General features: G+C 57.4%; 9 protein-coding genes. 5 read left to right on the forward strand and 4 right to left on the reverse strand.

Annotated features, from left to right (window positions below):
- Window positions 1–57: 57 nt before the first annotated feature.
- Complete coding sequence (locus AC4HNJ_RS04810; RefSeq protein WP_490478386.1) at window positions 58–3,102, reverse strand: TonB-dependent receptor; 3,045 nt, start codon at window positions 3,100–3,102, stop codon at window positions 58–60.
- 628 nt (window positions 3,103–3,730) lie between these two features.
- On the opposite strand from AC4HNJ_RS04810, the gene AC4HNJ_RS04815 reads away from it, so the two are divergent.
- Together AC4HNJ_RS04815 and AC4HNJ_RS04820 are read left to right on the forward strand one after the other, a co-directional pair.
- Window positions 3,731–4,675 (forward strand): DegV family protein, encoded by a 945-nt coding sequence (locus AC4HNJ_RS04815; protein ID WP_490478387.1) that lies wholly within the window; start codon window positions 3,731–3,733, stop codon window positions 4,673–4,675.
- 72 nt (window positions 4,676–4,747) lie between these two features.
- Window positions 4,748–5,374, forward strand: coding sequence for a DUF4124 domain-containing protein (locus AC4HNJ_RS04820; RefSeq protein WP_490478388.1), 627 nt, complete (start codon window positions 4,748–4,750; stop codon window positions 5,372–5,374).
- Window positions 5,375–5,533: 159 nt separating this feature from the next.
- Here AC4HNJ_RS04820 and AC4HNJ_RS04825 read toward each other — a convergent pair whose 3' ends face one another.
- Window positions 5,534–6,316 carry an SDR family oxidoreductase gene (locus AC4HNJ_RS04825; protein WP_490478389.1) on the reverse strand — a complete coding sequence of 261 codons (783 nt, stop codon included), beginning with the start codon at window positions 6,314–6,316 and terminating at the stop codon, window positions 5,534–5,536.
- Window positions 6,317–6,394: 78 nt separating this feature from the next.
- Between AC4HNJ_RS04825 and AC4HNJ_RS04830 the strand changes: the two genes are divergently transcribed.
- Complete coding sequence (locus tag AC4HNJ_RS04830; RefSeq protein ID WP_490478390.1) at window positions 6,395–6,610, forward strand: hypothetical protein; 216 nt, start codon at window positions 6,395–6,397, stop codon at window positions 6,608–6,610.
- Window positions 6,611–6,690: 80 nt separating this feature from the next.
- Window positions 6,691–7,512: an ABC transporter ATP-binding protein gene (locus AC4HNJ_RS04835; protein ID WP_490478391.1), complete on the forward strand. Its 822-nt coding sequence runs from the start codon at window positions 6,691–6,693 to the stop codon at window positions 7,510–7,512.
- A gap of 171 nt (window positions 7,513–7,683) precedes the next feature.
- On the opposite strand, the gene sppA is transcribed toward AC4HNJ_RS04835, so the two are convergent.
- Both sppA and AC4HNJ_RS04845 read right to left on the reverse strand, forming a co-directional pair.
- The gene (gene sppA / locus AC4HNJ_RS04840) at window positions 7,684–9,567 is read right to left on the reverse strand and encodes a signal peptide peptidase SppA (RefSeq protein ID WP_490478392.1); all 1,884 of its coding nucleotides are present in this window, start codon (window positions 9,565–9,567) and stop codon (window positions 7,684–7,686) included.
- Window positions 9,568–9,721: 154 nt separating this feature from the next.
- Entirely contained in the window at window positions 9,722–11,125 is a 1,404-nt protein-coding gene (locus AC4HNJ_RS04845; RefSeq protein ID WP_490478393.1) for an MATE family efflux transporter, read from the reverse strand.
- Between the two features lie 120 nt (window positions 11,126–11,245).
- Here AC4HNJ_RS04845 and AC4HNJ_RS04850 point away from each other — a divergent pair, with 120 nt between their 5' ends.
- On the forward strand, window positions 11,246–12,403 hold the full coding sequence (locus tag AC4HNJ_RS04850; RefSeq protein ID WP_490478394.1) for a DUF3667 domain-containing protein: 1,158 nt from the start codon (window positions 11,246–11,248) through the stop codon (window positions 12,401–12,403).
- Window positions 12,404–12,581 lie beyond the last annotated feature (178 nt).

A 12,581-nucleotide genomic window follows, 5' to 3' on the forward strand; every position in this document is an offset into this window, starting at 1 on the left:
AACGCCTCGGTGACCGAGGCGTATATAAGAAGCTCCTCTCAAGAAACGTTACGTGACTTAATAGTCGTATGACACCGACAGTCGCATGTAACGAGGCTGTGTGTAGTACATGCCTAAGCCATACGTGTTGAGTACCGTGCCAGGCGAAGCGGATTCGCTGGTGGCACTCCACTGAGTGGGTACCTGATGGTTCAGTACATTGAATACATCCAGTCCAAAGGCCAATTTTTGCCCCGCGAACATCGGCCGATAAATCACTCCCAAATCCAGGCGCGTGTTCCACGGCATGCGTCCGGCTGCCCCAGGAGATGAAGGCAAACCAAAGCAATAATGGTAGGCCGAGCCGTAACTGATTGGATCGGTATCCGGTTGGGGGTAATAACCCAGACAGCTCTTCGGTACGCCTGAGGTTGCTAGTATGCGGCCCGAAACCATCCACTCTGGTGTGATCGCGTAGGCGCCATAAGCTTTGATCTGATGTGTGTGGTCGTTGAACAACACGCCATTAGCATTCGCCATGATCGCAGCGGCATCCCAATCTTCCGTTTTGCTGACGTCAGTCTGGCCAATATCCGAACGTACCTGGCCTTCGGTATTGCCGTAGCTGCGCGAGAAAGTGTAATCCAAGCGCGCCTGCCACTTGCCGTCGAACGGATGCTCCAAGTACATGTTCAAGGCGTAATACTTTCGCTTTGCCTTGTCGGTGAAACCCCAGTCGCCGCTGGTCATGGTTACGTTGGAGTACCCACTACCATCAAGACGCGATACGAGAAAATTGTTGCTGCTACCTGGATTGATGAGGCGACAACCCGGCTGATAAACATTGTAATCATCCGGATTCAAGCCCATTGACTGCATCTTCGTAGCCAGTTTATCCATGTCGCAGACGTCATCGATAGCGCTCTCCAGTCTGCGCAACATAAACTTCGCGCCAGTAGTCCACGTGGAACCCAAGGTCTTGTCAAAACCTACGATGAGCTCGTCCTGATACTCCGAACGCAAGTTGGTAGCGGTGAACGTCTTGGGGTCTGGCGTGATGCCGTATTCGTTATCCGCCGAATGGGCCGGCCCCAATGCTGTCAGGCCGGTCGGCGCACCGTTCGCGGCTATACCCGTATAGGTGAAGTACTGATCGGTATAAGTAGATGCGGACGCGCCACGGATCGCCACGCTGCTCGGTAAAGCAAGATAGTAACGACCAAGATTGGCGTATAGCCTCAGGCTGGAATCGCCGAATACGTCCCAACTCACGCCCAGACGTGGCGCCCACTGATTGCCGCTGCGCACATACGGCTGTTCGGAGTTGTTGTAGTTGGTGAACTTGTCGTTACGCAAGCCAATATCTGCAAGCCAGCGATCGGTTATCTGCCACTTGTCTTCCAAGTAGTACGCCTTCTGCGCCACCGACATGCTGGTAGCATCACTGAAAATGCGTTGACGCGCGTAATACGGAGAGCCAGGTGCCGCGGAGTAGCTGTTGATCGGGTCGTTCGGTGTGGACGTGATGAAGTAATACCACGCGTAACCAGGGCCGCTAGTGATCTGACCTTGATCAGCAGCGTGGTAGTACATGTTGTCGATACCTGCGGCCAGATCGTGTCGACCCAGGTGGTAATCGATATCTACGCGCAATCCATGAGTGCGGCTCAAAGCATTCGGCGAGTTGATCAGGCGAACCGTGTTGTCATTGGTAATCGCTCCACCACCCGTGTAGGCCGGGTTCTCATTGAGTGGGCTAACGATGAACGGATCGGTAGCATTTTGCCCCGGAATCTGAGTGAAATTCGTGACTTTACTGCGACCGTAGGTCGCGCTCACTGTCAGATCCTGCGTGATGTAACCAGTGTACTTGATGATGTCGAGCGTGGTGGAGTTCTTGGACCACACGGGGTAAAGCCCCAACGCGCCGCCAGTACCAAGCTTGTTATAGTTGAAAGCGTAGTATTCCCCCGAACTTACCTCCGGTGGGCTGGCGGTTGCCGGATCGCTGTTGCCGGCATCGGCCGGCTGCTTGTTCACGATATGGGTGAGTTCCAACAAGTTATTGTCGGTGATGTTCCAGTCGATCTTGCCGTAGAACTTCTGTAACTTGTTGGTGTATTTCAAATAAGCCGCCTGCGATGCATCCACAGTATTTGTGCTTTGGCCCTCCACCTTTTCCGCTTCCGCTGACAAGAAGAAGAACAACTTGTCCTTGATCAGCGGGCCACCGACATAGGCGTCATACACCGTGCGCCATTGTTTGTCGTCCTTGCGGTATTGATAGAGCGTGCCCGGCAGATCTGACTGTGCATATTTATAACCGGTCGGAATAGCCCTATTTGGGTAGTAGCGATTCACTGGATCGGATTCCAAGAAACGCGGCTCCCAGATCATCTGACCGCCGAAATGCCACTCGTTGGTGCCGCGCTTACCAATCTGGTTGATGACACCACCGTCGGAGCGACCATACTTTGCGCTATAACCGCCGATGTAGGTCTCCTGTTGCTCGATCGAGCCGTAAGGTAGACCCACGCCGCCCAAGTTAGATAGCGGGTCGGAAGTGCTGAAACCGTTGATGTAGTACGCGTTCTCCGTAGCGCTACCGCCACCGAAAGAGAGCGCGTTGTTGAAGAAACCGCTACCCTGCACCACGCCCGGTGCCAGTAACGCGATAGCTTCAGCGGTACGACCCAGCGGCAGACGCTGCAGGTCCTTGGCACTAATCACCGAGCGCGAATCTACCGAAGTCACGTCGATCTGCGGTACCTCATTGGCACTCACGGTTACGGTGCTGAGTGTCTTGGTCGCAAAGGCGACTTCGGTGCCGATGCCAACATTCAATGTCACGTTGTTGCGTGCCTCCACTACGGCGCCGTCTTTCTTTAGCTGAACCGTATAGGTGCCAACCGGCATGTTGCCGATGCGATAGTGACCCGTGCTATCCACTGCCACTTCGCGGCTAAGGCCTGTTTGGCTGGTCACCGTTACGGAGTCGCCAACGGGTGCCTGTCCGAAAAACGAACCGGTGGTGGACTGTGCCGTAACCACACCAGTAAAGCCCAAACTTAGTGCTAGGGCCGCTGCAAGAGCATGGCGACGGGGCGCCCCTAAGCTAGTCATGTGACGCTTATTCATTCTTCAAGTTCTCCCCAGAAAGCCCAACGGGCTAAGCAAACGACTGCACGGACCCACTCCGTGCAGCCCCAATCGCAAGGGGCGCTAAAACCTGCTCGCAAGAACCCTCTACCCTGCAAATCTCCCGGTTAGGCGATTCGAACCACGTACGACCCGGCAAGCACCCTCCAGCAAGAAATTACGGCAAGCCTTTCGTTTGTGTCAACAATTTCTTAGCAAAATTAGTAATAAATTGCGTAAACGGTGCGCTCGAATTGGTCACGCGAAACTCTTATTAAGATATTGATATACATATGCATTTCCCTTCATCTTGTGCTTTTTTGAAGAAATTCGTAAAAATTTACACAAAAAAAGCGCCCTCAGTGGGTGCGGGGATATCTTACTCGTAAGAAATTAATGATCTGAATCGTGATTTAATGCGGAAAAGTGGCTCGATCACGCTCAGCAATTGCATGGCATACCTTGGCAATTGCAAATAAGCCCAGCCCTCACCTGATCGATCATTACGTTGATGTGTTGAAGAAGAAAACTGCCCAGCGTCCTGGCCATGATCACGCGTCACGGCCACATGCTATGTTCGGCACGCATATCGAAGGTGAGGAAGTTGGCAACTATGCGAATGGGCTTGGCTATCGATGCATCCTGCGACTTGCCGCGGGATTTTTTACAGCGGCACAACGTCGCCGTCATGCCGATTGCCGTGCGGGTCGATGAATCCGTCTTCAAGGATGATCGTGATCCGGCTGAAATCGAGCGCTTTCTCAAGCTGAAACTGGGCAGCCGCAGCCATTCTGCAGAGACCGAACCTTGCTCCGTAGATGACGTGCAAAAACTGTTTCTGGAACAACTGGTGCTGGAAAAGGACTGCGTGTTCTGCCTCACCATCACCGCGACACGCAGCACGATCTATGACCATGTCGTGAAAGCCAGCTTTGCCGTGCTGAAGAACTATCGCCGGGTTCGCGAGCCCGCGGGTCTGACCGGTCCGTTCCTGATGCGCGTCATCGATACACGCAGTCTGTTCGCCGGATCTGCGCCTTGCGTTGTGGAGGCCGTGCGTCTGATCCAGGCCAACGAAACGCCTGCCGCGATTCGTGAGCGCGTGGCGTACATCGCCGAGAACTCCTATGGCTATATGTTGCCGCGGGATCTTTATTACCTGCGTGCCCGTGCCAAGAAGAAAGGCGACCGCAGCGTTGGGCTGTTCAGTGCTGTGCTGGGTTCCACGCTCGACATCAAGCCTCTTTTGCGCGGCTATCGCGGAGAAACGAGCCCCGTCGGCAAGGTGCGAGGTTGGGAGCATGGTTGCGAAACCCTGTTCACCTATGCCTCCGAAAGGGTACGTGCGGGATTACTGGTGCCGGTGGTCTGCACTGCTTACGGCGGTGACCTGTCGGAACTGCCAAAACTGCCTGGCTACGCGCAACTTGCCGAAGCTTGTGAAGCCAACGGCGTGACGCTGATGCAAGCTCCGATGAGCATCACCGGCATGGTGAATGTGGGCGAAGGTGCTGTAACGGTCGGCTTTGCCGCCGAAGAGCATCATGCGGAATTCTGATCGAGAAGGACGGAAAGCCTAGGTGCGGATGGCAGCATGGGCGAGGCCTGCCTGAAGAACTAGAATCCTCTTGTGAGGTCTCTTCTTGCCACAGTCTTTATCCTGACGGTCGCTTTGCCGACATGGGCGTGGCTTGCACCGGCGCACGCCAACAGCATCACGGTATATAAGTGCAGCGCAACCAACGGCCAGGTCGTCTATCAGGGCACCCCGTGTGCTTATGGTCAGCAACAGCAGACCATGCAGCTTGAGGACAGCACACTCCCGTCATCGCCGGTACCGGCGCCGGAGCCGGGCAGTTCTACTCCTCATATCGCCGTTGCTCCGCCGCCACGGGTGCCGCCTCCGACACCACCACCTACGATGTATCGCTGCTACCGGGCCACCGATCACGCCTCCTATCTCAGTAATCATGGCAATCCACCGCCCTACTACGCCCCTCTCGCCATGACCGGCATCATCCCCACGCCCCTTGGTCATATCGCTCCGGGCCGCGTCCAGCCGAATGCGGCCATGATCGCCAGCCACTATGTGCTCGTGCAGGATCAATGCGTGCCCATGACACCGGAGGACACCTGCTCCGCGTTACGCGACCAGTACAACGAGAACGAGCAGAAGCTATCGCGCGCTTTCAAAAGCGATCAGCCGCCCCTGCTTGAGCGTGAGAAGGCATTACTCGCCCAGCTCAGTCATTGCTGAGCACGTCACGTCTGCGCAAGATCTAAGCAAGGTGATGCAAGTGTCTGTCAGGCAAGTGCAGCCAGGCGTTGTCCACAGGTTTGCCACCAAGCTTTCCCCAGCAACTGTGGAAAAGTCACACGAAGTGATTCGTTGACATATCTTCCGCGCGAGCCGGATTTAAAAGCCATAATTAAGAAACCCGCCGTCCACCGCCAACACTTGTCCAGTGATATAGCTAGCCGCGGGCAGGCAGAGGAAAGCGATGGCCGCAGCGACCTCTTCCGGTTCGCCAATACGCCGCAGGGGGGTGCGATCCAATACCTCGTCAAGATAATCCGAATCGGCCAGGGCAGGTTCGGAACGCTGGGTGCGGATGTACCAGGGCGCAACAGCATTGACCCGAATGCCATCCACTGCCCATTCCGCAGCCAGGTTGCGCGTGAGCTGATGCAAGGCCGCCTTGGTCATGCCGTAAGGAGAACCGGTACGCACGTGCGTGATGCCCGACACCGATCCAACATTGACGATCGCCGCATTCCCATGCTGAGCCAGGTACGGATGCGCGAGCCGGCACATTTCGTATGCGGAGAACAGGTTGTGTTCGAAAATGGCGCGGTATTCGTCCTCGTCATAGTCGAGGGTCGCCTTGGGCGTATTCCCGCCAGCATTGTTCACTAGAAGCGAAGGAGCCAGATCGAGATCGGCCACCCAGTCGAATACCGACAGCCGATCTTCCTCATCGCTCAGGTCGGCTGCGAAAGCCAATATGTCGATGTCAGGATAATCGTCTGCCAATTCCACGCGTACTTGTTCGAGATAATCATCCTCCCGCGCAACCAGCAGAAGGCTTGCGCCCAGTCCCGCCAGCTCGCGGGCTGCCGCATAGCCAATGCCTTTGCTGGCCCCCGTGATAAGCGCGGTATGGCCTTGCAATTGCCAAGCATCGATTCGACTGTTCATGCATAAAGCTTACACGAACGACTTGTCCATGGCCTCGTATGGCGGGACACTTGCAAGCTTGCTTATGGAGGTCATGTCATGAAAGTAGCCATTTCATTGCTGTGCCTGCTCACCCTCGCCGCTTGCAGCAACAAGCCGCCGGCTCCGCAATCCGACCCGAAGGCCGCGGCGACGCAACCCTCAGCACCGTGGGATGGCATGAAACAGGACGAACAACGCGCCAAAGACGTGCAGAAAATGGTCGATAAGCAAGCTGCCGCTCAAGCCAAGCAGATCGAGCAGCAAACACAATAGGCCAGACCAGGCAGATAACGATTTGGACGTCTGTACGTCCATGACTTGCCAGAGATGTCTGTTGCAGGCAAGGTTTGGAAATGAGCCCTGATAGCCTGCACCCTGAATCAACTCCTCTGTTGGACATCCGCGAAGCCAGCGTCATGCGCGGCGAGCGGTTGATCCTGGACCGACTCAACCTTCGCATCGATACCGGGCAGCACACCGCAATACTCGGTGCAAACGGCTCGGGTAAATCCACGCTGATCCGCCTGATCTCACGCCAGCTTTATCCGCTCGCCCGCCGCGACGGATCGTCGGCCGTCAAAATTTTTGGACGCGATCGGTGGGATGTAACTGAGTTGCGCAGTTTGATCGGCATCGTATCCCCCACGGTTCATCTGGATTACACCAGCGATTCCCCGCTGGAGGTATTCGATACCGTGGTCTCCGGTTTCTTCGCCGCGCGTGGCTTGGGTCTCGACCACCAAGTCACTCATGCCATGCGTGAGCGTGCGCTGGAATCGCTGGCGCAAATGGAAGCAACGGCGTTGATCGGGCGCGAGATGGCCACCTTGTCCACGGGCGAAGCGCGACGCGTGCTAATCGCACGGGCGCTGGTACATCGGCCTCGGGCCTTACTGCTTGATGAGCCCTGTACCGGCCTGGATCCCGCCAGCCGGCGACGCTTTCTGGAAAGCCTGCGCCAACTGGCGAAACGCGGCGTCACTCTCTTGCTCGTCACCCACCATGTGGAGGAAATCCTGCCTGAGATCGACCACATTCTCTTGCTGAAGGACGGCAAGACATTAAGTGAAGGAACGAAAGCCCATGTGTTGAATAGTGAGATGCTTACCGCCGCATTCGGAATGCGCATGCAGCTCGCGCAGCAAGGTGAGTATTACTGCGCCGCCATCGGGTAAGTAAAAACCGCGCCCAGTAGTCGCCCCGCCAGGAGCGGCACCATCGTGCCAGCGTATAGGCCTCCACCATCATGGCGCGGTGGCCTGCATGGCCTGATCGCGCCCATGCTTGCACCTTCATCGGCTGGCACGCTCGGCCGATGAGGGTCCACCCTCACTGAAATGTCTCCATCAATGCAGTGAGCAGAAGCAATAGGCGTACACGTTTGGCCGCCCAGCCTGCGCCGTACGCAGCATCCCCCATTCGGGTGCCAGGGCCGGTAATTGTGCGAACCAGCTTGGCAGCGTCACGCCATAGCTCTGCAGCCCGGAAATCATCGCATCCTGATTGAGGCTGACGAAGAAGCGCTGGAAGAAGCCCATCGGCGGCTCCTGATAACGCACGGCGTAGTGCTTGCCCAAATGGGCCAGGGCCGCGGCTTTCTGAACGGCGTCGCCAAGTCCGCCCAATTGATCGACAAGTCCTCGTTGCTGCGCCTGTGCGCCGGTCCATACTCGTCCCTGCGCTATGGCGTTGATCGCGTCGTAGGATTTGCCGCGCGCCTGCGCAACGCCGCCCACGAAATCGTGATAACCCTTGTCAATGATGGACTGGATCACGGTGCCCACCTTCGGATCCAGCGGACGCGTGATGTTGAACGCACCTGCCAAAGGAGTGGTTCCTACTCCGTCCGTATTGATGCCTATTTTGCTGAGCGCATTAGGTACCGTGTAATACATGCCGAAGATGCCGATCGAGCCCGTGATGGTGTCAGGTTCCGCATAAATCTGGTCGGCATTCATGGAGATCCAATAGCCGCCGCTAGCCGCAACATCGCCCATCGACACGACCACCGGAATACCGGCTTTACGCGTCAGCGCCACTTCACGCCGGATTTCTTCAGCCGCATAGACTTCACCGCCGGGTGAATTCACGCGCAAAACCAGCGCCTTCGTGCGCTTGTTTTCCCTGGCGCTACGGATCAGCGCTGCCGTGGACTCACCGCCGATTGAACCAGGCGGCTGTTCGCCGGATGAGATATCGCCTTCTGCCACCACAACCGTTACCGCAGGATCACCCAGCGTGTTGCGGCTCGGCAGACTTGCAACATATCGATCCAGGCTCACGCCTCGAAAGCCATGACCGTTTTTCCCGGCAGGTACTCCTTGCGAGTGAAGCATCCCTACCAACTCGTCGCGCGTCGCCAGTCCGTCGATCAGGTGTTCATCCAGCGCAAGCTGGGCGAGATTGCCCTGTGCGGCAGTGATGCGATCAGGCAGGTTATCGATATCTGCGCGCACTACCGCGGGATCGAGCTTGCGCAGCTTTGCTATCTGGGTGATGTAGTCGTCCCAAAGGCCGCCCATCCAGTAACTGTCCGCTTCCTTCGCTTCCGGTGAGGCGTGATCGAGCACGAAAGGTTCAGCGGCACTCTTGAATTGACCTTGGCGGAACAGGTAGACGCTCACGCCCAGCTTGTCGAGCAGATCTTTGTAAAAGAGGCGGTAGTTCGAAAGGCCCATAATGAACAAGCTGCCCTGCGGATCAAGCAGGATGCGGTCAGCATGCGCGGCCAGGTAGTACTGGAATTGATCAAGGTCGGAAGCCCACGCGATCACTGGCTTGCCAGATGCCCGGAAACGATCCAGCGCGGCGCCGACTTCGGTCAATCCAGCAAAACCTCCGCTCTGCAGATGCCCGGGATCCAGCACAATCCGTGTGATGTGCGGATCCTTTGCGGCTGCATCGATGGCATCCACCAGGTCGCGCAGCTGGACTTCTTTCGGCTCATTGCCGGACAACTTCGACAAGGCCCGCTGCATGGGGTTGATGCTGTACTGCTCGACCAGCCTCCCCTCCGGCCTCAACACCAGCACGCTATCGTCCTGAATGTCGTTCGCGTGCCGCGTTGCACCGACCGCCAGCATCAGCAACACCACGACCGCCAGAAAGGCAAAAAACACGGCGTTGAGAACGATCAGGCGAACTACATTGAGACCACGGCCAAACACTCGCAAAAAGGCCCAGAACCCATTCGGTTGTTGCGGCTGGCGCAAGGGCGGTGGGGTCGTCATAAATGGCATGATTCCTCGTAGTGATGCGCCAGCGTAGCCGGTCGCGCAACGTCGGTCATTACAGTCGGTTTCGTCGACTTGCCCGCGAGATCCGGTCCGTTTTCAAAGCCTGTTGCGATCGCCATGAAGTCCGCGTAGAGATCGTGGACAAGCTTCAAGGCATCGTGGCATCCGCCATGGCCGCAGCAACAGGGCCAAACGTACCGGATCGGCGCCGATGCGAACTGCGCCAGAAACGCACAAACAGCAGCAAGGCTGCCATGCTCAGGCCAGCAATCAAGCCCATCCAGATGCCACGGGCTCCCAGCCCGGCGTGGAATGCCAGCCACCAACCTACCGGCATGCCAACCATCCAATAGGCAAACAGGGTAATCGCCATCGGCACACGCGTGTCCTTCAAACCACGCAAGGCACCGTTGGAAGCCACCTGGATCCCGTCCGAGAACTGAAACAAACCGGCTAGCACCAGTAATTGCGCTGCCAGGTCGATAACCGTGTCGTCATGTGTATACAGGGACGCGATGAGGCGTGGAAATCCCAGCATGAGCCCGGCAGACAACGTTTGCGTTACCAAGGTGAGGCCGATGCCGCAGAAGCCGGCGTAGCGGACGCCGGACGTATCCCCACGGCCCACTGCATTGCCGACGCGTACCGTGATGGCCATCGCCAACCCCAATGGAATCATGAAGAACAACGACGCCACATTGAGCGCGACCTGATGGCTGGCCACCATGTCCTCTCCCATGGTTCCGATCAGCAACGCCGCGGCGACGAACAGCCCCGCTTCGGCCAGCAACGAGATCGTCATCGGTAAGCCAATGTGCAACAAGCGGCCAATACGCTGAGGGTTCGGTCGCTCGAAGCGATCGAACAATCCCAGCCCCCGATAATTGGGATGCAAAGCCACGTAGGTGCCGAACGCAAGCATTTCCAGCCAGAGCACCGTAGCCGTGGCGATACCGCAGCCGCGCGCGCCTTGCGGCGGCAAACCCAGCTTGCCGAACATGAAGACGTAACCCAGCGGTACCAGCAAGGCCAGACCGCCAAAACTGAAGTACATCGATGGACGCGTCAGCGAGAGCCCTTCGGACAGGCCGCGCAGGGCGAAATAACAGGTCAGCGCAGGGGCACCCCAGCTGATGGCATGCAGAAATTCGCCGACGCCGACATACAGGCTGGGCGAGACACCGATCAGCTTGATAAGCGGTTCTGCATGGCGTACGGCAAACCAGAGCAACGCGCCCATGGCCAAGGCCAGCCAGATCGCCTGATGGAATACTTCGCCGGCTTCATGCCTGCGGCCGGCGCCATCCAGCTGCGAGACGGAGGGCGGCACTGCCATCATCATGCCAATGCCACTGACGATGGCCAGTGACCAAATGCTCGCGCCCACCGCGACAGCGCCCAGCACGTGTGCGCTGACGTGTCCGGATAGCACGGCGTCAATCACATTGCTGCCGACGGCGGCAAGTTGGGCAAGCATGAGCGGCAGGGCCAGGCGCACAGTAGCGCCGATCTCCCGCAACACCCGCGCGCGGTCGATAGATAACGGTTTCATGGGTGAGATACTCCGCGGCCGCCTAGTGTACCGTGCGACACACCCCCCGCGCTTCCACGACCTGTTTCCCCCTCCGGCTCAACCTGCCAAGATGCGGCCCTGCATGGCAGGGGAGCCGACATGAAGGAAGTGACGTCATTCGAGGGTGTGCGCTGCGCTAATTGTGGTACGGCGCTGGAGGGCGAGTACTGCCATCATTGCGGTCAGTCTGTGCATAGCGTGCTCCGGCCTGTACACGGCTTGTTCGAGGAGTTCTTCGAAACTCTCCTGCATATCGACGGGCGCATTTTTCACACGCTGCCACCACTTTTCTTCAAGCCCGGCTTTCTCACGCTGGAGTATTTCAGCGGACGCCGTATGCGCTATATCGCCCCCTTCAGGCTGATGTTCGTGCTGTGCCTGCTATCGTTCTTTACTCTGCACCTGGCGACAGATGTGATCGCCCAGCGCATCGCCCAGCGCCACCAGCAGGCGGTGTTGATCGACAATGGTGACGATTTCACCAGGGCGCAAACAGCCAGCGAGGTCAACAAACAGCTCACGTACAGGCTGGACGCCCTGGAAGCGACCCGCGCGCTGGGCAATGCAGCCATCGTTGCGCAGGTAGACCAGACCGAGCAACAGCTGCGCGAACAGGCCAAACAACGATTGAGCGAACTGGGATCGCCGGCAGGCTCAGCGACCACCGCGCCATCCACCAAGGTGCCGGGAGAAGAAGCATCCAGGATTGCCCGCCCCCCCGTAAACATGAGCTGGCTTCCGAGTTTCGCCAATGAGCGCCTCACGGAACTGCGCAATCATTTGTTGCAAAACCTTCATGCACTTCGCCACGGCACAGCAAGCGAGCGCCAGGAAGCGGGCGAACGCTTCGCCGCCGGTGTCTATGGAGCGCTACCGGAAACGATGCTGGTACTGGTGCCCGTCTTCGCGCTGCTTTTGAAGATCTTCTACGTCTTCAAGCGGCGGCTATACATGGAGCACCTGATCGTTTCGCTGCACAGCCATGCTTTCCTGTTCCTGAGCCTGCTGCTGGTCGTCATCAGCGGAATGCTGTCCACCTGGCTCAAGCCGCACGCGGCCTGGGTGGGTTACGGGGTCGGTATGGCGCAGGCCCCGCTGCTGATATGGATGCCGGTCTATCTGCTGATCATGCAAAAGCGTGTTTATCGCCAGGGATGGGTCATGACCGTCGTGAAATTTTGGTTCGTAGGGTGGCTCTATCTGTGGCTGCTAGTGTTTGCGCTTATCACCGCCGCTGTACTTGGGCTGGCCCACTGATTGTCATTTTTGAGGGCCAAAAGCACGGTTTTGCACAGCGTCAAGGTATTGACATATGAGCGTATCGAGGGCGTGATCCCAAACGCGGGCGGCTCTCGGCGATGTCTCAAGTTATTGATATTTCTGTCTATTTTAAAGTGGTCAAAACTTGAACAGCTTGTCACAAGGGCCGATCTGA

The organism is Dyella sp. SYSU CM1112, from assembly GCF_058216415.1.